Source organism: Methylobacterium sp. GXF4 (assembly GCF_000272495.1).
Taxonomy (GTDB): domain Bacteria; phylum Pseudomonadota; class Alphaproteobacteria; order Rhizobiales; family Beijerinckiaceae; genus Methylobacterium; species Methylobacterium brachiatum.
The window spans coordinates 56,717-81,418 of record NZ_AKFK01000075.1 but is presented as its reverse complement, the minus strand read 5'-3'; the positions used below and the strand labels follow the sequence as shown (position 1 = coordinate 81,418).

Genomic DNA, 24,702 nt, shown 5'->3' with positions numbered 1-24,702 from the left:
TCCGTCCCCGCGGAGGCCGGCGTCGTCGCGTCGGGCACTCGCCCGCCGAGCCCGTCATCGCCGCCGGTTTGGCCACCGGTTTCGGGCCTCAGCCCCCTGAAAGTCCTGCCAAAGCGATCGCAAACCTCTTGCAAGCGGCGCCGCGATCGGGCATTTGGCGGGACGCTAGGAGTGTAGCTCAACTGGTCAGAGCGCCGGTCTCCAAAACCGGAGGTTGCGGGTTCGAGTCCCTCCACTCCTGCCAGATATCTCACCCAACCCCGCGCGGTCGCCCCGGTCGACAAGCCGGCGGAGTTGCGCTAGAGCGGGCGCAATCCGAGATCTGAAGCGACCGTCGGTGCGGGCCCGTCCAGGCCCTCGGCGCCGGATGTTCGCGTTCCCGGAAGCAGGCCCTGCCTCGGGCTCGCGCACGCAAAAAACACTGGCGCCATGGCATCGAACGAAGCGACCAAGAAGGTGGATGTGGCGCGCGGCGCAGCTCGCGGTCCCGCGAACACGCCGCCGGCCCGCCCGGCCACGCCCGCCAAGGTACCGCAGAAGCGCGTGACCCCGGGCGAGTTCTTCTCCCAGGTCCGCGACGAGGCCCGCAAGGTCACCTGGCCGTCCCGCCGGGAGACCACGATCACCACCATCATGGTGTTCGTGATGGTCGTGGTCACCAGCCTGTTCTTCACGGTGGTCGACCAGGCCCTGCGCTTCGTGGTCGGCCTCGTGCTCGGCCTCTGAGGGGCGATATCGATCGGGGGAGACCTCGCGGACTTGTCGGAGTTGAACGGAACCGTGTCGAAGCGCTGGTACATCGTCCACGCCTACTCGAACTTCGAGAACAAGGTCGCGCAGTCCATCAAGGACCAGGCGGCCCAGCGCGGGCTGACCGAGCTGTTCGATGAGGTGATGGTCCCGACCGAGAAGGTCGTCGAGGTGCGCCGCGGCCGGAAGGTCGATGCCGAGCGCAAGTTCTTCCCCGGCTACGTCCTGGTGAAGTGCGACCTGACCGACGAGGTCTACCACCTCATCAAGAACACCCCGAAGGTCACGGGCTTCCTCGGCGCCGACAAGTCGAAGCCGGTTCCGATCCCCGACGCCGAGGCCGAGCGGATCAAGGGCCAGGTCGCCGAGGGCGTCGACCGGCCCAAGCCGTCGATCGCGTTCGAGATCGGCGAGACCGTCCGGGTCGCCGACGGCCCGTTCGCGAGCTTCAACGGCACCGTCGAGGAGATCGACGAGGCCCGCTCCCGCCTCAAGGTAGCCGTGTCGATCTTCGGCCGCGCCACCCCGGTGGAGCTGGAATACGCCCAGGTCGAGAAGGCCTGAGCGACATCGGAATTCGGCGGTCGGTCTCCGGCCGCCCATCCTCTTCCGGCCGGCGCTGAGCATCGGCCGCGAAGCGGCCGCACCCCGCGCGGGGGCGGTCTCACCCGCGGAAGATCCGCCCGGCCTCGCCTCCGGGATCCACGGATCGCACCGCGACCTGCAATCGTCCGACCCGCCCGCGCTTAGGCAGCCCGGCGGCGGACGCAGTTTGGGAGTCATCCCATGGCGAAGAAGATCACGGGTTACGTGAAGCTTCAGGTCCCGGCCGGCGCGGCGAACCCGTCGCCCCCGATCGGCCCCGCGCTCGGTCAGCGCGGTCTCAACATCATGGAATTCTGCAAGGCCTTCAACGCGAAGACCGCGCAGATGGAGAAGGGCACCCCGATCCCGGTGATCATCACCGCGTATCAGGACCGCTCCTTCACCTTCGAGATGAAGCAGCCGCCGGTCACCTTCTTCCTGAAGAAGGCCGTCGGTCTGAAGATCGGCAAGAAGCCGGCTTCGGGCTCGAAGACCCCCGGTAAGGGTCCGTCCGTCGGCAAGATCTCCGAGGCGCAGCTGCGCGAGATCGCCGAGAAGAAGATGCCCGACCTCAATTGCGACTCGGTCGAAGCGGCCGTCGCCATGATCCGCGGCTCTGCCCGGGCCATGGGCCTCGAAATCACGGCCTGAGGGAGGACATCATGGCACGCGAAGGAAAGCGCATCCGCGCCGCCCGCGAGGGCATCGAGGTGACCAAGCTCTACCCGCTCGACGAGGCGATCAAGCTGGTCAAGGAGCGGGCGACCGCGAAGTTCGACGAGACCGTCGAGGTCTCGATGAATCTCGGCGTCGATCCGCGCCACGCCGACCAGATGGTCCGCGGCGTCTGCAACCTGCCGAACGGCTCCGGCCGGACGGTCCGCGTGGCGGTCTTCGCCCGCGGCGCCAAGGCGGACGACGCCAAGGCGGCGGGTGCCGACATCGTGGGCGCCGAGGATCTCCTCGAGATCGTCCAGAGCGGCAAGATCGAGTTCGATCGCTGCATCGCCACCCCGGACATGATGCCGCTGGTCGGCCGTCTCGGTAAGGTGCTGGGCCCGCGCGGCCTGATGCCGAACCCGAAGGTCGGCACCGTCACCATGGACGTGAAGAGCGCCGTCGCCGGCGCCAAGGGCGGCTCGGTGGAGTTCCGCGTCGAGAAGGCCGGCATCGTCCATGCCGGCGTCGGCAAGGTCTCGTTCGACGCCGACAAGCTCGTCGAGAACATCAAGGCGTTTGCCGACGCGGTCGCCAAGGCGAAGCCCGCGGGCGCCAAGGGCACCTATGTCCAGCGCATCGCCGTCACCTCGACGATGGGCCCGGGCGTGAAGGTCGAGCCGAACACGGTCCTGACCGCCTGAACCTCGACTCATCGTTATTACGAAGCGCCCGGCCGGAAACGGCCGGGCGTTTTTCGTGCGCGACGCGGCGGCCCTGTCTCCCCGCGATGGTTCGATCCATCACGTTATTCTCAGCATTGAAGGGGGGCGCCATCCCGCACGGCTGTGCTAGATAGGCGCCATGCGCAGCACTGTCTCCGTCACGACCCGCCGACGCATCCTGTGCGTCTTCCCCGCCTACACGCCCTCGTTCGGGACATTCTCGCACGCCTACCCGCTGATGGGCGGCGTCAAGGCGTTCATGCCCCCGCAGGGCCTCCTGGTGATCGCGGCCTACATGCCCGAGAGCTGGGAGTACCGCTTCATCGACGAGAACATCCGGCGCGCCTCCGCCCAGGATTTCGCCTGGGCCGACGCCGTGTTCGTCTCCGGGATGCATATCCAGGAGGGCCAGATCCACGATATCGGCCGCCGCGCCCATGCGGCCGGCAAAGTCGCGGTGCTGGGCGGCCCCTCGGTATCCGGGGCGCGCGAGAAATACCCGGATTTCGACTATCTCCATGTCGGCGAGATCGGCGACGCCACCGACCGGCTGATCGAACGGCTCGATGCCGACGTCGCCCGGCCGACCCAGCAGGTCGTGTTCGAGACCGGTGAGCGGCTGGCGCTCTCGGACTTCCCGGCCCCGGCCTACGAGGCGGCCCCGCTTAAGCGCTACCTGATCGGCTCGCTCCAGTTCTCCTCCGGCTGCCCGTATCGCTGCGAGTTCTGCGACATTCCGCAGCTCTACGGCCGCCAGCCGCGGCTGAAGACCCCCGAGCAGATGTGCGCCGAGCTCGACGCGATCATCAGCCAGCCCGGGCATCCGGCGGTGGTCTACTTCGTCGACGACAACTTCATCGCCAACCGCAAGGCGACGCGCGAGATGCTGCCCCATCTCGTGGAGTGGCAGAAGAAGAACAACTACCCGCTCCAGTTCGCCTGCGAGGCGACGCTCAACATGGCCAAGCAGCCCGAGATCCTCGAGCTGATGCGCCAGGCCAACTTCATGACCGTGTTCGTCGGCATCGAGACGCCGGAGGCGGACGCGCTCAAGGGCATCGACAAGACCCACAACGCCGCCGTGCCGATGTACGAGGCGATCGAGACCCTCAATTCCTACGGCCTCGAAGTCACCTCGGGCATCATCCTGGGCCTCGATTCCGACAGCGACAAGTCGGAGCAGAACCTGATCGACTTCATCGACAAGTCGGCGATCCCGGTGCTGACCATCAACTTGCTCCAGGCCCTGCCCAAGACCCCGCTCTGGGACCGGCTGGAGCGCGAGGGCCGGCTGGTTCACGACGCGGCGCTGGAATCCAACGTGCTGTTCAAGCGCCCGCACGACACCGTCGTGGCGAGCTGGCGCCGGGCGATCGCCCACGCCTACGAGCCGGAGCAGCTCTTCTCCCGGTTCAAGCACCAGTGCCAGACCACCTACCCGAACCGGATCAAGACGCCGACCAAGGGCAAGCTCACCTTCACGAACCTGCGCCGCGGCCTGATCCTCGGATTCAACATCATCACGCGGGTCGGGCTGCTCTCGGATTACCGCAAGCCGTTCTGGAGCGCCGCCGGCTACGCGCTCAAGCGCGGGCAGATCGAGGCGGTGTTCAACATGGGCTTCGTCGCCCACCACCTGATCCGCTTCACCCGCGAGGCCCTGCGGGGCGAGCACAACGCCTCGTTCTACGCCGCCAAGGCCGCCGAGGCTGAGGATGCGCGGCGGCGCTCGTGGTGGGAGAATGCCCGGCGCAAGCTGGCACCGGAGCGTGAGGCGGCCTAGCGTAACGGGTCGCCTGTGCGGGGCCGGGCAAAGCCCCACCCACCTCGATCTCGATTCGATCCTGGAGCGCCGGCGCCCCAGGATCGGGCCTTTGCCCAGGATGCGGGGCCGCGCTGAACCCGACTGACCCTGCATCCGAAGCCGATCTCCCCCACGGGCGCTTGCCTGCGGCGGAAAAGTCGCGCTTCGGCCCTTGGCAGGCGGCGTCCTAGCCTCTATACACCGCGCCTTACGCATTTCATCCTCACGGAAGGAGACGGCCAATCGGCCGGTTTCCGCATGAAATGTCGCCCGGGCAACCGGGTGGCAAAGGCCGGCAGGATCCAGAGGGCGCCAAGCCCTGCGGAGCCTTGTCCGGCCATGTCCTGTCCGAGACTGCAGGTGCCGGTTCGCCGGCTTAATCAAAGACCAGCCTGCACAGACGGGGAAGACCGAACTTAGGAAAAGCCTCGCTCCGGCAAACGCCGTAGAGAGGTGTCGGTTTGAACCAACTCGCCCGAAGCGGCCCCCAGGGGCACGTGCGGGGACAGGGCCGCGAAGCGTCGTTCGGACGTTCCCGGTCTCTTGAAGGCCGAGACGACGTCCGGGCGGCATGTGCAACCGGCGGACCCGAGACCGGGTTCCGCCAACCGGAGAGAGCCCAGTGGACCGGACAGCAAAAGCTGACCTCGTCTCGACGCTCAACGGCGTGTTCAATCAGAGCGCCGTCGTCGTCGTGGCCCACTACAAGGGCCTCACGGTGGCCGACATGCAGAAGCTGCGTTCGCAGATGAAGCAGGCCGGCGCCACCGTGAAGGTCGCCAAGAACAGCCTCGCCGGCATCGCACTCGATGGTACGGACGTCGCCTCCATCAAGCCGCTCCTGAAGGGCCCGACCCTGCTCGCCTATTCCGGCGACCCGGTCGCAGCCGCGAAGGTCGCGGTCGATTTCGCCAAGACGAACGACAAGCTCGTGATTCTCGGCGGCGCGATGGGGAAGACAACCCTGAACCCGGACGGCGTGAAGGCGCTCGCCTCGCTCCCGTCCCTCGACGAACTGCGCGCCAAGATCGTGGGCCTCGTACAGGCGCCCGCGACCAAGATCGCTCAGGTCGTCAATGCGCCGGCGGCCAAGCTCGCCCGCGTGTTCGGGGCCTACGCCACCAAGGACGAGGCCGCTTGAGGCCCTTCAAAAACCAATCGTTCGAACCGATATCTGAGAGGAATTGAAAATGGCTGATCTTGCCAAGCTCGTCGACGACCTGTCCTCGCTGACCGTTCTCGAGGCCGCCGACCTGGCCAAGATGCTCGAAGAGAAGTGGGGCGTCTCGGCTGCTGCCGCCGTCGCCGTCGCCGCTGGCCCGGCCGCCGGTGGCGCCGCCGCCGCCGTCGAGGAGCAGACCGAGTTCACCGTCGTGCTCGCCGCCGCCGGCGACAAGAAGATCGAGGTCATCAAGGAGGTCCGCGCGATCACCGGCCTCGGCCTGAAGGAGGCCAAGGACCTGGTCGAGGGCGCTCCGAAGCCGGTCAAGGAAGGCGTCGCCAAGGACGAGGCCGAGAAGCTCAAGGCCCAGCTCGAGAAGGCTGGCGCCAAGGTCGAGCTCAAGTAAGTCGACGATGGGCCGGTTCCGGCCCATCACCCCACGGAGGTCCGCTTCGGGCCTGTCGTGACTGGAGCCCGCGGGTGCAGCACCCGCGGGCTTTAGGCCGCTTCGGCGGAGGGCCCTGAAACGGGCCAGAGAGATTCGGTTCGGTGGCGCGGTCCGGCGGGGCGCGCGTTACGGCCCGGCGCGGGAGGTCCCTTTCGGGAACGCTTCCCCGGGCGCGAGGCACGCGGGATGGAGCGAGTTCACATGGCCAACACGCTGGTCGGTCGCAAGCGCATTCGGAAGTTCTTCGGCAAGATCAAGGAAGTCGCCGAGATGCCGAACCTCATCGAGGTTCAAAAGGCATCCTACGACCAGTTCCTCATGGTCGACGAGCCGGAGGGCGGCCGCGGCGATGAGGGCCTCCAGAGCGTGTTCAAGTCGGTGTTCCCGATCTCGGACTTCGCCTCGACGGCCCTGCTCGAATTCGTGCGCTACACGTTCGAGCAGCCGAAATACGACGTCGACGAGTGCCGCCAGCGCGGCATCACCTTCGCGGCCCCGCTGAAGGTGACCTTGCGGCTGATCGTGTTCGACGTCGATCCGGACACCCAGGCCAAGTCGGTCAAGGACATCAAGGAGCAGGACGTCTACATGGGCGACATGCCCCTGATGACGGAGAACGGCACCTTCATCGTCAACGGCACCGAGCGCGTCATCGTCTCGCAGATGCACCGCTCGCCGGGCGTGTTCTTCGACCACGACAAGGGCAAGACCCACTCCTCGGGCAAGCTCCTGTTCGCCGCCCGCATCATCCCGTATCGCGGCTCCTGGCTCGACGTCGAGTTCGACGCCAAGGACATCGTGCACGTCCGCATCGACCGCAAGCGCAAGCTGCCGGCGACGTCGCTGCTCTACGCGCTCGGCCTCGACGGCGAGGAGATCCTGTCGACCTTCTACAACCGCGTGGTCTACGACCGCGACGGCGCCGAGTGGCGCGTGCCGTTCGACCCCGAGCGGATGAAGGGCATGAAGGCCACCGTCGACCTGATCGACGCCGATTCCGGCGAGGTCGTGCTCGAGGCCGGCAAGAAGCTCAACGCCCGCAACGCCCGGCAGATCACCGAGAAGGGCACCAAGTTCCTCAAGGCCACCGACGAGGATCTCGTCGGCCAGTACATCGCCGAGGACCTGGTCAACACCGAGACCGGCGAGATCTGGGCCGAGGCCGGCGAGGAGATCTCCGAGAAGCTCCTGAAGAGCCTCGAAGAGGTCGGCATCACCGAGCTGCCGGTGCTCGACATCGACCACGTCAATGTCGGCCCCTACATCCGCAACACGCTGGCGGTGGACAAGAACTCCAACCGCGAAGGCGCGCTGTTCGACATCTACCGGGTCATGCGGCCCGGCGAGCCGCCGACGCTCGACACCGCCGAGGCGATGTTCCACTCGCTGTTCTTCGATTCCGAGCGCTACGACCTCTCCGCGGTCGGCCGCGTGAAGATGAACATGCGCCTCGACCTCGACGCCGCCGACACGGTCCGCACCCTCCGCAAGGAGGACATGCTGGCGGTCGTCAAGGCGCTGGTCGAGCTGCGCGACGGCAAGGGCGAGATCGACGACATCGACCACCTCGGCAACCGCCGGGTGCGCTCGGTCGGCGAGCTCATGGAGAACCAGTACCGCCTCGGGCTGCTCCGCATGGAGCGCGCGATCCGCGAGCGCATGAGCCAGGTCGATATCGACACGGTGATGCCGCAGGACCTGATCAACGCCAAGCCGGCGGCGGCGGCGGTGCGCGAGTTCTTCGGCTCGTCGCAGCTCTCGCAGTTCATGGACCAGACCAACCCGCTCTCCGAGGTGACGCACAAGCGCCGCCTCTCGGCGCTTGGCCCGGGCGGTCTGACCCGCGAGCGCGCCGGGTTCGAGGTGCGCGACGTGCACCCGACCCATTACGGCCGCATCTGCCCGATCGAGACGCCGGAAGGCCCGAATATCGGCCTGATCAACTCGCTGGCGACCTTCGCCCGGGTGAACAAGTACGGCTTCATCGAGACCCCGTTCCGCCGCGTGCGCAACGGCGTGGTCACCGACGAGGTCGCCTACCTCTCGGCCATGGAGGAGGCGAAGTACTACGTCGCCCAGGCCAACGCGCAGATGGACGAGAACAAGAAGCTGACGGAAGACCTCGTGGTCTGCCGCCGGGCCGGCGACGTGATCGTCGTGGGTCCGGAGCGCGTCGACCTCATGGACGTCTCGCCCAAGCAGCTCGTGTCGGTAGCCGCGGCGCTGATCCCGTTCCTCGAGAACGACGACGCCAACCGCGCCCTCATGGGCTCGAACATGCAGCGGCAGGCCGTGCCGCTGGTGCGCGCCGACGCGCCGTTCGTCGGCACCGGCATGGAGGCCGTGGTCGCCCGCGATTCCGGCGCGGCCATCGCGGCGCGCCGCTCCGGCATCGTCGATCAGGTGGATGCCACCCGTATCGTCATCCGGGCCACCGAGGAGGCCGACGCCACCAAGCCGGGCGTCGACATCTACCGCCTGCAGAAGTTCCAGCGCTCCAACCAGTCGACCTGCATCACGCAGAAGCCGCTGGTCCGCGTCGGCGAGCCGGTGAAGAAGGGCGAGATCATCGCCGACGGTCCGTCGACGGAATTCGGCGAGCTGGCCCTCGGCCGGAACGTGCTCGTCGCGTTCATGCCGTGGAACGGCTACAACTTCGAAGACTCGATCCTGCTCTCCGAGCGGATCGTGAAGGATGACGTGTTCACCTCGATCCACATCGAGGAGTTCGAGGTGATGGCCCGCGACACCAAGCTCGGGCCGGAGGAGATCACCCGCGACATCCCGAACGTCTCCGAGGAAGCGCTCAAGAACCTCGACGAGGCCGGCATCGTCTATATCGGTGCCGAGGTGAATGCCGGCGACATCCTGGTCGGCAAGATCACCCCGAAGGGCGAGAGCCCGATGACGCCGGAGGAGAAGCTCCTGCGCGCCATCTTCGGCGAGAAGGCCTCGGACGTGCGCGACACCTCCCTGCGGGTGCCGCCGGGCGTCACCGGCACGATCGTCGAGGTCCGGGTGTTCAACCGCCACGGCGTCGACAAGGACGAGCGCGCCCAGGCGATCGAGCGCGAGGAGATCGAGCGGCTCGCCAAGGACCGCGACGACGAGCAGGCGATCCTCGACCGCAACACCTACGCCCGCCTGGCGGATGTGCTGATCGGTCAGGCGCCGGTGGCCGGCCCGAAGGGCTTCAAGAAGGACACCACGCTCACCCGCGAGCTGATCAACGACTACCCGCGCTCGCAATGGTGGCAGTTCGCCGTCATTGACGACCGTCTCATGACCGAGATGGAGGCGATGCAGAAGCAGTACGACGAGTCGAAGAAGCGCCTCGAGCAGCGCTTCCTCGACAAGGTCGAGAAGCTGCAGCGCGGCGATGAGCTGCCGCCCGGCGTCATGAAGATGGTCAAGGTCTTCGTGGCGGTGAAGCGCAAGATCCAGCCGGGCGACAAGATGGCCGGCCGTCACGGCAACAAGGGTGTCGTGTCGCGGATCGTGCCGATCGAGGACATGCCGTTCCTGGAAGACGGGACCCATGCCGACATCGTGCTCAACCCGCTGGGCGTGCCCTCACGCATGAATGTCGGCCAGATCCTGGAGACCCATCTGGGCTGGGCGGCTGCGGGCCTGGGTCGCAAGGTCTCCAAGGCGGTGGATGCCTATCTGAAGACCCAGGACATCACCCCGCTGCGGGAGGAGATGACGGCGATCTACTCTCCGGGCGAGCTCGATGGCCTGACCGACGAGGAGCTGGCCGAGGCCGGCAACAACGTCCGTCGCGGCGTGCCGATGGCCACGCCGGTCTTCAACGGCGCCAAGGAGGCCGACATCGAGCAGATGCTCGAGATGGCCGGCCTCGACCGCTCGGCGCAGTCGACGCTCTACGACGGGCGGACCGGTGAGCCTTTCGACCGCAAGGTGACGATGGGCTACATCTACATGCTGAAGCTGCACCACCTGGTGGACGACAAGATCCACGCCCGGTCGATCGGCCCGTACTCGCTCGTCACCCAGCAGCCGCTGGGCGGCAAGGCGCAGTTCGGCGGTCAGCGCTTCGGCGAGATGGAGGTCTGGGCGCTGGAGGCCTACGGCGCGGCCTACACGCTACAGGAGATGCTCACGGTGAAGTCGGACGACGTGGCCGGCCGCACCAAGGTCTACGAGGCGATCGTCCGCGGCGACGACACGTTCGAGGCCGGCATCCCCGAATCGTTTAACGTGCTCGTCAAGGAGATGCGCTCGCTCGGCCTCAACGTCGAGCTGACGTCCTCCAAGAAGGCCGCCAACGACCAGCTCGAGCCGCCCGCCGACGCCGCCGAGTAGCGGCGTCGCGAACACCTCCCGTGGCGGCCTCGGGTCGCCACGGTCGAGCGGGGAGGGGCGGGGCCTCCGGTGACGACGGTCAGCGGCGCTCGAACGGGGCGCGGCGCCGGATCTTTTTCAGGACACGGGGGCCCGGCGCGGGGCAACCGGCGTCAACAAGGAGCGGATCATGAACCAAGAGGTCATGAACCTTTTCAACCAGCAGGCCACGCCGGTCAGCTTCGATCAGATCAAGATTTCAATCTCGTCGCCGGAGAAGATTCTCTCCTGGTCGTACGGTGAGATCAAGAAGCCCGAGACCATCAACTACCGGACCTTCAAGCCCGAGCGCGACGGCTTGTTCTGCGCGCGCATCTTCGGGCCGATCAAGGATTACGAGTGCTTGTGCGGCAAGTACAAGCGCATGAAGTACAAGGGCGTCATCTGTGAGAAGTGCGGCGTCGAAGTCACCCTCGCGCGCGTCCGGCGCGACCGCATGGGCCATATCGAGCTGGCCGCCCCGGTCGCGCATATCTGGTTCCTGAAGTCGCTGCCCTCGCGCATCGGCCTGCTGCTCGACATGGCCCTCAAGGACCTCGAGCGCATCCTGTACTTCGAGTCCTACTGCGTCATCGAGCCGGGCCTCACCCCCCTGAAGGAGCGTCAGCTCCTGTCGGAGGAGGAGTACCTGCGCGCCCAGGAGGAGTACGGCGAGGATTCGTTCACCGCCATGATCGGCGCCGAGGCCATCCGGCGCATCCTGCAGGAGCTCGACCTCGACAAGATCGCCAACGATCTGCGCGAGGAGATCGCGGTCACCACCTCTGAGCTGAAGCCGAAGAAGCTGCTGAAGCGCCTCAAGATCATCGAGGCGTTCCAGATGTCCGGCAACAAGCCGGAATGGATGATCCTGACCGTCGTCCCGGTGATCCCGCCGGACCTGCGCCCGCTGGTCCCGCTGGATGGCGGCCGCTTCGCGACCTCCGACCTGAACGACCTCTACCGCCGCGTCATCAACCGCAACAACCGCCTCAAGCGGCTGATCGAGCTGCGCGCGCCCGACATCATCATCCGCAACGAGAAGCGGATGCTGCAGGAAGCCGTCGACGCGCTGTTCGACAACGGCCGCCGCGGCCGCGTCATCACGGGTGCCAACAAGCGCCCGCTGAAGTCGCTCGCCGACATGCTGAAGGGCAAGCAGGGCCGGTTCCGCCAGAACCTGCTCGGCAAGCGCGTCGATTACTCGGGCCGTTCGGTCATCGTGGTCGGCCCCGAGCTGAAGCTGCACCAGTGCGGCCTGCCGAAGAAGATGGCGCTCGAGCTGTTCAAGCCGTTCATCTACGCGCGCCTCGACGCCAAGGGCTTCTCGGCGACGGTGAAGCAGGCCAAGAAACTGGTCGAGAAAGAAAAGCCGGAGGTCTGGGATATCCTCGACGAGGTGATCCGCGAGCACCCGGTGATGCTGAACCGCGCGCCGACGCTGCACCGCCTCGGCATCCAGGCCTTCGAGCCGAAGCTGATCGAGGGCAAGGCGATCCAGCTGCACCCGCTGGTCTGCGCCGCGTTCAACGCCGACTTCGACGGCGACCAGATGGCCGTGCACGTCCCGCTGTCGCTCGAGGCGCAGCTGGAAGCGCGCGTCCTCATGATGTCGACCAACAACATCCTGCACCCGGCCAATGGTCAGCCGATCATCGTGCCGTCGCAGGATATCGTGCTCGGCCTCTACTACCTGTCGATCGTGGCCGACGGCGCGCCGGGTGAGTTCAAGGCCGACAACGCCAAGAACCCGATGCAGGGCGTCTTCGGTGACATGGGCGAGCTCGAGCACGCGCTCGCGGCCAAGACCGTGTCGCTGCACACCAAGATCAAGTGGCGCTGGACCGGCATCGGCCCGGACGGCGAGCCGCTGACCAAGACCTACGACACCACCCCGGGCCGGGTCATCCTGTCCGGCGCCCTGCCGAAGCACGCCAAGGTTCCCTTCGACGTCGTCAACAAGCTGATGACCAAGAAGGAGATCTCGGCGATGATCGACACCGTCTACCGCCACTGCGGTCAGAAGGAGTCGGTGATCTTCTGTGATCGGATCATGGCGCTCGGCTTCAACCACGCGTTCAAGGCCGGCATCTCGTTCGGCAAGGACGACATGGTCGTGCCGGACAACAAGTGGTCGATCGTCGACACCACGCGTACGCTCGTGAAGGACTACGAGCAGCAGTACAACGACGGACTGATCACCCAGGGCGAGAAGTACAACAAGGTCGTGGACGCCTGGGCCAAGTGCTCGGACAAGCTGGCCGCCGAGATGATGAACCGCATCTCGAGCGTGCAGAAGGACGAGCACGGCGCCGACAAGCAGGTCAACTCGATCTACATGATGAGCCACTCGGGTGCCCGTGGCTCGCCCGCCCAGATGAAGCAGCTCGCCGCCATGCGCGGCCTGATGGCCAAGCCCTCGGGCGAGATCATCGAGACGCCGATCATCTCGAACTTCAAGGAAGGTCTGGACGTGCTGGAGTACTTCAACTCCACGCACGGTGCCCGTAAGGGCCTCGCCGACACCGCCCTGAAGACCGCGAACTCCGGCTACCTGACCCGCCGCCTCGTCGACGTGGCCCAGGACGCCGTGATCCGCGAGGTCGATTGCGGCACGACCAACGGCATCAAGATGCGCGCCATCGTGGATGCCGGCCAGGTCGTGGCGACGCTGGCGACCCGCATTCTCGGCCGCGCCACGGCCGAGGATCTGGTCGCGGCCGACGGCACGGTGATCGTCAAGACCGGCGAGACCATCGAGGAGCGGCACCTGCCGGCCATCCAGGCGGCGGGCATCCAGGAGGTGAAGATCCGCTCCGTGCTGGTCTGCGCCACCAAGAGCGGCGTCTGCGCCACCTGCTACGGGCGCGATCTCGCCCGCGGCACGCCCGTCAACATGGGCGAGGCGGTCGGCGTCATCGCGGCGCAGTCGATCGGCGAGCCGGGCACCCAGCTCACCATGCGCACCTTCCACATCGGCGGCGCCGCGCAGATCGCCGACTCGTCGTTCATCGAGTCGAGCTTCGAGGGCACGATCAAGATCCGCAACCGGGCCATCGCCAAGAACTCGGACGGGGATCTGATCGCCACCGGCCGGAACGTGGCGGTCGTGATCGTCGGGTCGGACGGGGTCGAGCGGGCGGTCCACCGCCTGCAATACGGCGCCAAGCTCCGGGTCGACGAGGGCGACAAGATCAAGCGCGGCCAGCGGATCGCCGAGTGGGACCCCTACACCCGTCCGATCCTCACCGAGGTCGACGGGATCGTGGCCTACGAGGATCTGGTCGACGGCCAGTCCATGACCGAGACCACCGACGAATCGACCGGCATCGCCAAGCGCGTGGTGGTCGATTGGCGCGGCTCGGCCCGGACCTCGGATCTGAAGCCCGCGATGGTCGTGGTCGACAAGGAGGGCAAGGCGCTCAAGCTGCCGCGCGGCTCGGACGCCCGTTACTTCCTGCCGGTCGACGCCATCATCGGCTTCGATCCCGGGGCCAAGGTCAATGCCGGCGACATCCTGGCCCGTGTCTCGACCGACTCGGCCAAGACCCGCGACATCACCGGCGGTCTGCCGCGGGTGGCGGAGCTGTTCGAGGCCCGGCGCCCGAAGGACGCGGCGATCATCGCCGAGAAGTCGGGCACCATCGCGTTCGGCCGCGACTACAAGAACAAGCGTCGGCTCACGCTGACGCCGCATGACGGCTCCGAGGCGGTGGAGTACTTGATCCCGAAGGGCAAGCACATCCACCTGCAGGACGGCGACGTGGTGGAACTCGGCGATTACATCGTCGACGGAAACCCGGCCCCGCACGACATCCTGGCGATCAAGGGCGTGGAGGAACTCGCGGCCTACCTCGTCAACGAGATCCAGGAGGTCTACCGGCTGCAGGGCGTGTCGATCAACGACAAGCACATCGAGGTCATCGTCCGGCAGATGCTGCAGAAGGTCGAAGTCACCGACGGTGGCGATTCGGACATCCTCGCGGGTGACCAGATCGATCGGACGGAGCTGACCGAGTACAACGAGAAGCTGCTTGCCGAGGGCAAGAAGCCGATCCAGGGCGTGCCGGTTCTGCTCGGCATCACCAAGGCGTCGCTGCAGACGAAGTCGTTCATCTCGGCGGCCTCGTTCCAGGAGACGACCCGGGTGCTCACCGAGGCCGCGGTCAACGGCAAGGTCGACCATCTGGAAGGCCTCAAGGAGAACGTCATCGTCGGCTCGCTCATCCCGGCGGGCACGGGCTCGATGGTGGCCGACATCCGCGCCGTGGCGCGCCGTCGCGACGCGATGATCCTGCAGCAGAAGCAGGCCGGCAGCGCCGCGGATCCGATCGAGGAGCTGCCCCCCGCCGCCGAGTGATCGGATCGGGAGCGACAGACGCAGGAGGGGCGGCCGTGAGGCCGCCCTTTCTTTTTGCCGGCTCCGGTCAGCCGGCGACGAAGACCAGCACGGCGGCCTTGCACCCGTCGAGCCGGCGCAACCGGTGCGGCAGCCCGGCCGCGTAGGTGGCGCAATCGCCGGCCCGCAGCGTGATGAGCCGATCCGCCACCGCCAGCTCGACCGCGCCCTCCAGCACGTAGGCGATCTCCTGGCCGGCATGGCTCGGCCGGTCCTGGGTGAGGAACGCGTCCCCCGGCTCGACGATGTAGAGCGAGCCGGCCCGGCCGTCGGCCCCGGGTATCAGCGCCTGCACCCCGTAGGCCGGGTCCTGGACCACCGCCCGGTCTTCCCGCCGCACCACGATCAGGTCGGCGGCCCCGGCCGATTCCCCGAACAGCTCCGCCATCTGGGCGCCCAGCGCCTGCGCGATCGCCTCCAGGGTGCCGACCGAGGGCGCCTTCTCGCCCCGCTCGATCCGGGACAGGTGCCCCTTGTGGATGCCGGCGGCGGCCGCGAGCGCTTCGAGGGTCAGGCCGCGGCGGTGGCGGAAGGCACGGATGCGGCCGGCGAGGATCGACATGGCGGGACCATGCCGCTTGCCCCCGATACGGGCAACCTTTATGCCTCTGGACAACAGGTTGTCCGAGTCGGGACGTTCCGGGTCGGTCGCGAACCGGGTGGGGCCATGCGCGAAGCCGTCGTCATCCGCTACGTGGCGTTCGAGGATCTCGCCGCCTTCGCGGACCGCATCGAGCAGGCCGGCTACGCGATCCGCTACCGGGATGCCGGGATCGACGATCTCACCCCCGAGCAAGCCGGCAGCGCCGACCTCCTCGTCGTGCTCGGCGGTCCGATCGGTGTCGACCAGGATGACATCTACCCGTTCCTGCGCGCCGAGCGGGAAGCCCTGCGGGTCCGGCTCGCCGCCGGCGCACCGACCCTCGGGATCTGCCTCGGCGCGCAGCTCATGGCCGCCGCCCTCGGGGCCCGGGTCGCCCCCGGCCCGGGCAAGGAGATCGGCTGGGCGCCGGTGGCGCTGACCGATCGCGGCCGCGCCGGCCCGTTGCGGCATCTCGACCATGTGCCCGTGCTGCACTGGCACGGCGACGCCTTCGATCTACCGCCCGGCGCCGAGCGTCTGGCGGCGACGGCGCTCTGCCCGAACCAGGCCTTCGCGCTCGGCCGGCACGCGCTGGGCTTCCAGTTCCACCCGGAGGCGGACGGGCAGGGTTTCGAGCGTTGGCTGATCGGCCACGCGGTCGAGATTGCGGCGACGCCGGGCGCGTCGGTGCCGGCCCTGCGGGCGGATGCGCGCCGGCTCGGCCCGGGCGCCGCCGAGGCGGGCCGGCGCTGCCTCGCCGAATGGCTGGGCGGGCTCACATGACCGACGCCGTGACGGAGGTCGCGATCGACGCGGTGCTGGTCGGGCCGGTCGCCCCGCTCGGCCTGTCGGGCTCAAGCAGCGGCATCGCCAAGACGCCCTGCCTCCACCCGGTCGCGGTCGGCCTCAACGGGCTCGCCGGCGACGCGCAGGCGGATCTCCGCCATCACGGCGGCCCCGAGAAGGCCGTGCACCATTACGCGTTCGATCATTACGCCGGTTGGCGGCGGGACGTGCCGGAGGCCGACCCATCCCTCCTCGCGCGGCCCGGCGCCTTCGGCGAGAATCTCTCGACCCTGGGCCTGACCGAGCATGATATCTGCGTCGGCGACCTGTGGCGCGCCGGCTCGGCCCTGCTGCAGGTCAGCCAGGCCCGGCAGCCCTGCTGGAAGCTCAATCACCGGTTCGCCGCCGCCGACATGGCCCGCCGGGTCCAGGCGAGCGGGCGGACCGGCTGGTATTACCGCGTGGTCGAGCCGGGGACGATCGCGGCGGGCGACCGCCTGCGCCTGGTGGAACGGCCCCACCCGGCATGGCCGCTCGCCCGGCTCCTGCGGGCCTTCTACGTGGACCGGCTGGATCGGGATGCCCTCGCGGGGATCGCGGCGCTCGAGGCGCTGTCCCCCTCCTGGCGGGCGCTCGCCCGGCGGCGTCTCGAACGCGGCGTGGTCGAGGATTGGGCGCCCCGCCTCGAATCGCCGGACAGCTGAAAACCGCTGGAGCGAGAGCACCGTCCCGGTTCGGACGTGGCCGCGCGGCCGCGCTTAACCCGACCTCAACCATACCGGCCGATAAATCCCGGGCCGCACCGGAACCGCCGTCTTCGGCGCGCAGGATCGCGGATGGGTTGGTCGGAACGGGTCTGAAGCCGTGCGTGCGAGACGAGGACGACGGGAATCGAGCCTGCGCTGGCTCTCGGCCGCCTTCACGCCCTGGCTGGCGGGGCTCGGCCTGCTGGTCTCGTTCACGGCCGATGCCGGGACCGAGAACGCCATCGGCTCGAGCCGGCTCGGGGCGATCGACGCCTTCACGGTCCCGGCCCTGCCGCCCGGCACGGCGCTGATCGGATCCGCCCTGCGGCGCAGCGCCGACGAGCCGCTCCAGGCGGTGCTCAAGACCGGCGCGCACGTCTTCCCGGTGGTACAGCGGGACGGCAAGGGGGACCCGTCCCAGCCGCCGGCCGCGAGCTTCGCCCGCCGTGCCGCCGCGTTGCGCGAGACCGGCGCCGCCCTGGTGTTCGGCGACGTCACCGGCAGCGTCAGCGGCGTGCTGAGCGCGGGCTCGGCGGTCTGGGATCCCGAGGCCGAGCCGGAGGCCGGCTTCGTGCCGGTGCCCGATCTCGGCCTGACCACGGGGTCCGGCAGCGCCGCCTCCACGGGGGAGGGCAGTGCCGACCTCACCGAGGATGGCGAGACCGAGCGCCGCTTCGACGGCTCGACCCCGCCCGTGCCCCGGGCCGTGGCCCTGTCCTCGACCACGCCCGCGCCGGCCGACGCGATCCCGATCGAGGTGGCGGCCGCGAGCCTGGCGCTGCCCGATTTCGCGATCCGTCCCGATCGCCCGGAGATCCTGCAATCGGTCCCCGAGGATGCCCGCCGGCGCTACGCCGACCTGATCGATCCGGAATCCCTCGACAAGGAGCAGCGCTGCCTGTCGGAAGCGGTGTATTTCGAGGCCCGCAGCGAATCCGAGGCCGGCCGGGCCGCCGTCGCCCAGGTGGTGCTCAACCGCGTGAAGAGCGGCCTCTATCCGAGCAGCGTCTGCGGCGTCGTCTACCAGAACCGGCACCATTACATGGGCTGCCAGTTCTCCTTCGCCTGCGAGGGCAAGTCCCTGCGCATCACCGATGCCGGCGCCTGGGAATCGGCGACCCGGATCGCCCGCTCGGTGATCGAGGGCCGGACCTACCTGGCCGAGGTCGGCGCCGCCACCCACTACCACGCCGACTACGTGCGGCCGGGCTGGGCGCGCCGCCTGCGCAAGATGGATGTGATCGGGCGGCACATCTTCTACCAGCTCAAGCCCGGGCAGACCTGAGGGTCTGTTCGACCGATCTCTCCCACTCTCGCCCTCATCCTGAGGCGCCGGAGAGTAGCGGAGGCCTCGAAGGGGTCCTCCAGGGATCACGGCGCTCTCTGGAGAGCTCCTTCGAGGCCCGGCGATCTTCGATCCCCGGGCACCTCAGGATGAGGGGGCGGGTTGGAGAGGCGCCGATCAGGGCCCTCCGAGTCCCTGTCGGACCCCGAAGCGCCGCCTTCGCGACCGGCACTAAGGAATGGTAACGCTGTTCGATAGAATCTTACCTAGGTAGTCGATCGCTAAGCAGTCCAAACCGAGGGTTAATTTTACCTTCCTTTTGAACTCTGCTTGCGAACCGGGCAACGAGTCTGGCCTGTAGTGCGTCGAGACGAGCGCCGCCTTTGCGCAGCATCTCGCCCGTACCGCGTACCAGAGGACCTCCATGACCGCGCCGGTCGCACGCTCCACCCTTCTCGCCGCCGCCTTCGGCGGCCTGCTGTTCGCCGCCCCCGCGCAGGCCGGCGGTTGCTACGGCTCCGAATGCTACCGCCACGTCACGTCCCCGCCGGTCTACGACACGGTGCAGGAGAACGTGCTGGTGCGGCCGCCGCGCACGGTCTACCGCACCACGCCGCCGGTCTACGACACCGTGTCCGAGCGCGTGATGGTCTCGCCCGGCGGTCGCGTCTGGCAGACGAGCCGCGGTCCCGGCGGCGAGCTGATCGGCTGCTGGGTCACCACGCCGCCGCGCTTCGCCCTGCGCACCCGGACCGTGCTGGTTCGGCCCGCCCAGTCGATCCCCGAGACCATCCCGCCGGAATACGCCACCGTCTCCCGGCGCGTCCTGGTGGCGCCGGCCCGCGCCGGCTGGGTGCCGGTCGGCGGCGGCTATGGCGGCGGCTACCGCGCCGCGTCCTATGGCGGGCCCCTGGTCGGGTCGATCCCGGACGCCGTCGGCATCACGGGCGCCAGCTCGGCCGATATCGGCGTCGGCCTCGGCTTCTCCACCGGCAGCCGGTACGACGGCTACTGATCCGGCCGGCTTGATTCCGGACGTCCCGGCGACACCTCACGGCGCATGCATGGGAGGTGGTGATGGGGACGTTCAAGGCCTGGGTGGTCGACAAGGGCGAGGCCGGGCAGAGCCTCGCCCTCCGGGATTTCGACGATGCCGACCTGATGGAGGGCGACGTCACGGTCCGGGTGACGCACTCGACCCTGAACTACAAGGACGGGCTCGCGCTCACCGGCACCTCGCCCGTGGTGCGCCGCTTCCCGATGATCCCCGGCATCGATTTCTCCGGGATCGTCGAGGCCTCGGATCACCCGGATTACAAGCCCGGCGACGCGGTCGTGCTCACCGGCTGGGGCGTCGGCGAAACGCATCTGGGCGCCTACGCTGAGCGCGCCCGGGTCAAGGGCGACTGGCTGGTGCCGCTCCCCGAGGGGCTGACCGCCGAACAGGCCATGGCGATCGGCACGGCGGGCTACACCGCGATGCTGTCCCGGATGGCCCTCGACGCGCACGGGCTGACGCCGGCGCAGGGGCCCGCGATCGTCACCGGGGCGTCCGGCGGCGTCGGCTCGGTGGCGGTGGCGCTGCTGGCCCGGGCCGGCTGGCACGTGATCGCCTCCACGGGCCGGGACGGCGAGGCCGGCTACCTCAAGAGCCTCGGCGCGGCCGAGATCCTCGACCGGGCGGAGTTGTCCAAGCCCGGCAAGCCGCTGGGCAAGGAGCGCTGGGCGGCCGGCATCGACGCGGTGGGCTCGACCACCCTGGCCAACGTGCTGGCGCAGACCCGGTCCGACGGCGCGGTGGCGGCCTGCGGGCTGGCCCAGGGCATGGACCTGCCGACCTCCGTGGCGCCGTTCATCCTGCGCGGCGTCTCGCTGCTCGGGATCAACAGTGTCACCACCCCGCAGCCCAAGCGCCGCGAGGCCTGGGCGCGCCTCGCCCGGGAACTCGATCTCGACACGCTCGCCCGCATGACCAGCCGGGTCCGCCTGGAGGAGGTCGGCCGGCTCGGCCCGGAGATCCTGGCTGGCCGGATCCGGGGCCGCACCGTTGTGGAGGTCGGCTAGAGCGCTCGATGCTCCGGCCCTTTCCGGGCCTGGAGCAGGTAGCTCAGCGGCAGCAGCCGGCCGGCCGAAAGGGGCTCGTCGGCGGTGGTGCTGATGTTGTCCGGGAATTCCTGGAACCGCTCGATCGCGAGCCCCGCGCCGATCAGGCTCTCGATCACACGGCTCATCGGATGCACGTACCAGTAATGCGGCCCGACCTCCGGTGCCGGGCCGTCCCCGTACACGATGGCGGTCTCGCCCACGAAGGGCGCGTCGCGGAAGTAGGAGTGCCGGACGAGGAGCGCCGGCTCCTGTTTCGGCTCGAACACGTTCGCGATCGGGTGCTCCTCGTGGATGAGGATCCGGCCGCCCGGGCGCAGCAGCCGCGCGGGAACCGCCATGAACCGGGCGAGGTCCGGCATCCAGCCGAACACGCCGATCGTGATTACCACGAGGTCGAAGCTGGCGTCGTAGTGCGGGTCGATGGCGTGCACGTCGCCGGCGACGAACTGGCAGGCGCGCCCGGCGATCCGGGCCAGCTCCCGGGCCTGGTCCAGGAACGCCTCCGACTGGTCGAACCCCACCGCCGCCCGGGCGCCGAGATTCATCAGCGACACGGTCTCCCGGCCGTTGTTGCAGCAGAGATGGGCCACCGTCTTGCCCGCGAGCCCGATCGCCTGCAGGGCAGCCTGCATCGGCGGGTCGAACCAGGAGAAATTCGGGTTGCTGGCAAAGTGACGGGTCAGTCGATCCCAGGTGGGATCCGCCCGGTGAAGCGGAGCGGAAGCATCCCAGGCCTTGCGGTTGGCTGCGATGGCCTCGGAAAAGGGTGGGGACGACATCGGCTGCTCCGGAGATCCTTCGAAGAGCCGGCCTTGTGCACGAATGTCGCGCGTCGCGGAACGCCAAGCCTTCGCCGTCTTCGACGGATCGCGCCCGATGTCTTCGCAGAGACGCGGGCGGTGCCGGCTGGAACCTCCGCCGTTCCTGCCGCATTGCATTCCTTATGAGCGTCGCATTCGTCAAAGAGACCGAAGGTGGGGAAGCCTTCGAGAACCTGCCCGATCGTCCAATCTCGCCGCACGCGAACTTCGTCACCCCGGAAGGGCTGGCGCAGATCGAGGCCGAGGTCGCGCGCCTGGAGAAGGAACTGTCCACCCTGGACCACGCCGACAAGGCGGAGGATTCCCGGATCGGCCGGGACCTGCGCTACTGGCTGGCGCGCAAGAACACCGCCCAGGTGGTCGAGCCGATGAGCGGCGACACCGTGCATTTCGGTTCCACCGTCACGATCCTGCGCGAGGACGAATCCGGCAAGGAGACCCGCCAGACCTTCCGCATCGTCGGCGAGGATGAGGCCGACCCGCACAAGGGCACGATATCCTACGTGGCACCCCTGGCTCGGGCGATCACCGGCAAGAGCGTCGGCGACGTCGTCGAGGTCAACGGCAACGAGGTCGAGGTGGTCGAGGTCCGCGCCTGAATGCGGCTACCGGCCCTCGAAGCGCGGCCGCAGGGGCAGGATCGCCTCGGCCAGGTGATCCATGAAGGCCCGCACCCGCCCGGCATGGCGCAGGTCGGGATGCGTCAGCATCCACAGGTCGGCGCCGATCTCCGGATGCGGGCCCGACAGCCGGCGCAGCGTCGGGTCGGCATCGCCCTCGAAGCAGGGCAGCGGGCCGATCCCGATCCCCGCCGCCACCGCGGCGGTCAAGCCCGTCACCGTGTTGATCCGCAGCCGCACCCGCTCGACGGGCGCACGCGCCGCGACGAACGGCGTGAACAGGGAGGCCGCGACCGCCGAACCGGGGACCACCCAGTACGCGTCGGCGAGGTCCCCGTAGGTCTGCCCGGCCTGCCCGTAGACAGCCCAGGCGATCCCGGTCAGGCGTCGCCCAACCAGCGTCTCGCTCGGGTTCCGGCTGGCGCGGATCGCCACGTCGGCGTCCCGGCGCGACAGGTTCAGCGCCTCCTCGGCCAGGATCAGGTCGAGGCGGATCTGCGGATAGCGGTCGCAGAAGGATGCGAGGATCGGCATCAACAGAGTGGAGGCGAGATTGACCGGCGCGGTCACGCGCAACTCGCCCGACGGCGTCTGATCCTGGCCGGCGACCGTCCGGGAGAAGCTCGCGACGTCGGTCTCGATCCGGGCCGCCGCCTCGATCATCGCCAGCCCGGCCGGGGTCGGCACGTAGCCGGTGCGCAGGCGCTCGAACAGGCGCACATCGAGCCGGGCCTCGATCGATCCGAGGCGCCGGAACGCCGTGGAATGGTTGATGCCGAGCTGCGCCGCAGCCGCGGTCAGGCCGCCTCGGTCGGCGACCGCCTTCACGAAGCGGAACTCGTCCCAATCGAGCGACACGCGAACTCTCTTGCATGGCTGCAAGCGCACTCTTGCGCCGAAGGGCATTTTTGCAAAGCACAAAACGCGCGATGGAAAGGCGATCGTGCCGTCGGGGAAGCCCGGCGGCATTCCGCAACCCGAGACGGGAGATCGCGCGATGGCCAAGGTTCTGGTGCTGTACTACTCGACCTACGGACATGTGGAGCAGATGGCCTATGCCGTCGCCGAGGGCGCCCGCGAGGCCGGGGCCGAGGCCGTGGTCAAGCGCGTGCCGGAGCTGGTGCCCGAGGAGGTCGCCCGGCAGAATCACTTCAAGCTCGATCAGGCCGCGCCGATCGCCACCGTGGATGAGCTGCCCCAGTACGACGCCATCATCTTCGGCACGCCGACCCGCTACGGCAACATGGCCTCGCAGATGAAGCAGTTCATCGACCAGACCGGCGGCCTGTGGATGAAGGGCGCCCTGACCGGCAAGGTCGGCTCGGTCTTCACCTCCACGGCCTCCCAGCATGGCGGCCAGGAGACGACGCTGACGAGCTTCCACACGGTGCTGTTCCACCACGGCATGGTGGTGGTCGGCCTGCCCTACGCCTTCCCGGGCCAGACGGGCGTCGAGGCGGTGAAGGGCAACACGCCCTACGGCGCCAGCACGATCGCGGATGGCGACGGCTCGCGCCAGCCGAGCGCGGTCGAGCTGGACGGCGCCCGGTTCCAGGGCCGCCATGTCGCCGGGATCGCGGCCAAGCTCGCCTGATCCGGCGCGCCATCCGCCAACGAGGGCCGTCCCGGTCGCAGCGCAGCTCGGGACGGCGCAAGACAAGAAAAAAGGCTCGGATTGCTCCGAGCCTTGAAGGAAAAAGGCCATTTGGGGGCTGAGAAGGCCTTCGTGATCAATGAACGATCCATGCCGGGATCTGTTCCACGGCGATGATAAAAATACTTTTCTGTCAGCGCGGGGCGGCCGCTCGGGCTAGACGGTCCCGAATCGCCTCGCCCAGGCCCTCCGCTCGGATCGGCACGACCGCGATCGTGGCGGCCCCGGACGCGTCGAGATCGCGCAACGCCCCGAACAGGCGGGACGCCGCCTCGGCCGGATCGCCCGCCGGGCTCAAGTTCAGCACCGCCCGCGCCCCCTCGTAACCCTCGGGCCGTCCGCCCCCGAACAGCAGCAGCGCCTCGCCGGGCTCGACGCGCTCCACGTCGAGCCGCACCCGCGCCCGGGGAGCGTAATGCGAGGCGAGCATGCCGGGGCCGGCTGGCTTGTCGGCATCGGCCGCCTCGGGGGCGGCGGGGTCGAAGCCCAGGACCCCGCCGAGCGCCGCCCGGGTGATCCCGCCCGGCCGCAGCAGGCGTGGCGGCCCGCCCAGGCAGGCCACCACCGTCGATTCGACCCCCACCGGCGTGTCGCCGCCGTCGAGCAGCCCGGCGATCCGCCCGGCGAGGTCGTCGAGGACGTGCTCGGCCCGGGTCGGGCTGACCCGGCCCGACCGGTTGGCCGAGGGCGCCGCCACCGGCCGGCCGACGGCCTCCAGCAGGGCGCGGGCGACCGGATGCCCGGGGACCCGCAGGGCGACGCTGGGCAGCCCGGCCCGGGCCAGATCGCAAACGCGGGTGCCCGCATGGGCCGGGACGACCAGGGTCAGGGGGCCCGGCCAGAACGCCTCGGCGAGGCGACCGGCGGCCGCGTCGAAGCTGCCCTCGGCGCGAGCGGCGTCCCTGTCGGCCAGGTGGGCGATCAGCGGGTTGAAGCGCGGCCGCTCCTTGGCGGCGAAGATCCGCGCCACCGCGGCGGGGTCGGTGGCGTCGGCGCCGAGCCCGTAGACCGTCTCGGTGGGGAAGGCCACGAGCGCGCCGGCCCGCAGCAGCGCGGCGGCCTGCGCCAGGCCGGCCGCGTCGGGATCGAGCCGCCGGGTCGCGGCCGGGACCGTTGACCCGGGATCGTTCATGCGGGAAGCCGTCGCGCGAAGTGATGGCGGCGCGCCCGTCGCGCGCCTATCCTGGGGCCGCCGTAGCCCCGGTGCCCGGGCGCGGTCAAACCCGC

At 68.9% G+C, this 24,702-nt stretch carries 20 protein-coding genes and 1 tRNA gene; 17 read left to right on the top strand and 4 right to left on the bottom strand.

Going from position 1 to position 24,702, the window contains the following annotated elements; genetic code table 11:
* Nucleotides 1–167: 167 nt before the first annotated feature.
* From WYO_RS20595 to rpoC, 10 genes are all read left to right on the top strand, one after another.
* Nucleotides 168–244 (top strand) — tRNA-Trp (locus tag WYO_RS20595).
* A 185-nt stretch (nucleotides 245–429) separates the two neighbouring features.
* On the top strand, nucleotides 430–726 hold the full coding sequence (gene secE / locus WYO_RS20590; protein ID WP_007566058.1) for a preprotein translocase subunit SecE: 297 nt from the start codon (nucleotides 430–432) through the stop codon (nucleotides 724–726).
* Between the two features lie 54 nt (nucleotides 727–780).
* Complete coding sequence (gene nusG / locus WYO_RS20585; protein WP_007566056.1) at nucleotides 781–1,314, top strand: transcription termination/antitermination protein NusG; 534 nt, start codon at nucleotides 781–783, stop codon at nucleotides 1,312–1,314.
* 222 nt (nucleotides 1,315–1,536) lie between these two features.
* Entirely contained in the window at nucleotides 1,537–1,986 is a 450-nt protein-coding gene (gene rplK, locus WYO_RS20580) for a 50S ribosomal protein L11 (protein ID WP_007566054.1), read from the top strand.
* A gap of 11 nt (nucleotides 1,987–1,997) precedes the next feature.
* A complete protein-coding gene (rplA, locus tag WYO_RS20575; protein ID WP_007566052.1) occupies nucleotides 1,998–2,696 on the top strand; it encodes a 50S ribosomal protein L1 in 699 nt (232 codons plus the stop codon).
* A 160-nt stretch (nucleotides 2,697–2,856) separates the two neighbouring features.
* Nucleotides 2,857–4,500, top strand: a complete 1,644-nt coding sequence (locus WYO_RS20570) for a DUF4070 domain-containing protein (RefSeq protein ID WP_007566051.1) — start codon at nucleotides 2,857–2,859, stop codon at nucleotides 4,498–4,500.
* 643 nt (nucleotides 4,501–5,143) lie between these two features.
* On the top strand, nucleotides 5,144–5,662 hold the full coding sequence (rplJ, locus tag WYO_RS20565) for a 50S ribosomal protein L10 (RefSeq protein ID WP_007566048.1): 519 nt from the start codon (nucleotides 5,144–5,146) through the stop codon (nucleotides 5,660–5,662).
* Between the two features lie 49 nt (nucleotides 5,663–5,711).
* Entirely contained in the window at nucleotides 5,712–6,089 is a 378-nt protein-coding gene (gene rplL, locus WYO_RS20560) for a 50S ribosomal protein L7/L12 (RefSeq protein WP_007566046.1), read from the top strand.
* A 243-nt stretch (nucleotides 6,090–6,332) separates the two neighbouring features.
* Entirely contained in the window at nucleotides 6,333–10,457 is a 4,125-nt protein-coding gene (gene rpoB / locus WYO_RS20555; RefSeq protein WP_007566044.1) for a DNA-directed RNA polymerase subunit beta, read from the top strand.
* Nucleotides 10,458–10,626: 169 nt separating this feature from the next.
* Complete coding sequence (gene rpoC, locus WYO_RS20550) at nucleotides 10,627–14,835, top strand: DNA-directed RNA polymerase subunit beta' (protein WP_007566042.1); 4,209 nt, start codon at nucleotides 10,627–10,629, stop codon at nucleotides 14,833–14,835.
* A gap of 67 nt (nucleotides 14,836–14,902) precedes the next feature.
* Here the strand turns inward: rpoC and WYO_RS20545 are convergent, their stop codons facing one another.
* The gene (locus WYO_RS20545) at nucleotides 14,903–15,436 is read right to left on the bottom strand and encodes a helix-turn-helix domain-containing protein (protein WP_007566040.1); all 534 of its coding nucleotides are present in this window, start codon (nucleotides 15,434–15,436) and stop codon (nucleotides 14,903–14,905) included.
* Between the two features lie 105 nt (nucleotides 15,437–15,541).
* On the opposite strand from WYO_RS20545, the gene WYO_RS20540 reads away from it, so the two are divergent.
* From WYO_RS20540 to WYO_RS20520, 5 genes are all read left to right on the top strand, one after another.
* Nucleotides 15,542–16,240, top strand: a complete 699-nt coding sequence (locus tag WYO_RS20540) for a glutamine amidotransferase (protein ID WP_007566038.1) — start codon at nucleotides 15,542–15,544, stop codon at nucleotides 16,238–16,240.
* Complete coding sequence (locus WYO_RS20535) at nucleotides 16,237–16,947, top strand: MOSC domain-containing protein (RefSeq protein ID WP_007566036.1); 711 nt, start codon at nucleotides 16,237–16,239, stop codon at nucleotides 16,945–16,947. The genes WYO_RS20540 and WYO_RS20535 overlap by 4 nt, the downstream gene beginning before the upstream one ends.
* Nucleotides 16,948–17,173: 226 nt before the next feature.
* Nucleotides 17,174–18,274 carry a cell wall hydrolase gene (locus tag WYO_RS20530; RefSeq protein ID WP_039903565.1) on the top strand — a complete coding sequence of 367 codons (1,101 nt, stop codon included), beginning with the start codon at nucleotides 17,174–17,176 and terminating at the stop codon, nucleotides 18,272–18,274.
* A gap of 424 nt (nucleotides 18,275–18,698) precedes the next feature.
* Nucleotides 18,699–19,289, top strand: coding sequence for a hypothetical protein (locus tag WYO_RS20525; protein ID WP_007566031.1), 591 nt, complete (start codon nucleotides 18,699–18,701; stop codon nucleotides 19,287–19,289).
* Between the two features lie 62 nt (nucleotides 19,290–19,351).
* The gene (locus tag WYO_RS20520) at nucleotides 19,352–20,338 is read left to right on the top strand and encodes an MDR family oxidoreductase (RefSeq protein ID WP_007566029.1); all 987 of its coding nucleotides are present in this window, start codon (nucleotides 19,352–19,354) and stop codon (nucleotides 20,336–20,338) included.
* Here the strand turns inward: WYO_RS20520 and WYO_RS20515 are convergent.
* The gene (locus WYO_RS20515; protein WP_007566027.1) at nucleotides 20,335–21,159 is read right to left on the bottom strand and encodes a class I SAM-dependent methyltransferase; all 825 of its coding nucleotides are present in this window, start codon (nucleotides 21,157–21,159) and stop codon (nucleotides 20,335–20,337) included. The two genes, WYO_RS20520 and WYO_RS20515, sit on opposite strands and share 4 nt — an antisense overlap.
* Before the next feature lie 164 nt (nucleotides 21,160–21,323).
* On the opposite strand from WYO_RS20515, the gene greA reads away from it, so the two are divergent.
* Nucleotides 21,324–21,800 carry a transcription elongation factor GreA gene (greA, locus tag WYO_RS20510; protein WP_007566026.1) on the top strand — a complete coding sequence of 159 codons (477 nt, stop codon included), beginning with the start codon at nucleotides 21,324–21,326 and terminating at the stop codon, nucleotides 21,798–21,800.
* A 6-nt stretch (nucleotides 21,801–21,806) separates the two neighbouring features.
* Here the strand turns inward: greA and WYO_RS20505 are convergent, their stop codons facing one another.
* Complete coding sequence (locus tag WYO_RS20505) at nucleotides 21,807–22,679, bottom strand: LysR family transcriptional regulator (RefSeq protein WP_007566025.1); 873 nt, start codon at nucleotides 22,677–22,679, stop codon at nucleotides 21,807–21,809.
* A 139-nt stretch (nucleotides 22,680–22,818) separates the two neighbouring features.
* On the opposite strand from WYO_RS20505, the gene wrbA reads away from it, so the two are divergent.
* Nucleotides 22,819–23,415 carry an NAD(P)H:quinone oxidoreductase gene (wrbA, locus tag WYO_RS20500; protein ID WP_007566024.1) on the top strand — a complete coding sequence of 199 codons (597 nt, stop codon included), beginning with the start codon at nucleotides 22,819–22,821 and terminating at the stop codon, nucleotides 23,413–23,415.
* A gap of 193 nt (nucleotides 23,416–23,608) precedes the next feature.
* On the opposite strand, the gene WYO_RS20495 is transcribed toward wrbA, so the two are convergent.
* Nucleotides 23,609–24,607 (bottom strand): L-threonylcarbamoyladenylate synthase, encoded by a 999-nt coding sequence (locus WYO_RS20495; RefSeq protein WP_007566023.1) that lies wholly within the window; start codon nucleotides 24,605–24,607, stop codon nucleotides 23,609–23,611.
* Between the last annotated feature and the right edge of the window lie 95 nt (nucleotides 24,608–24,702).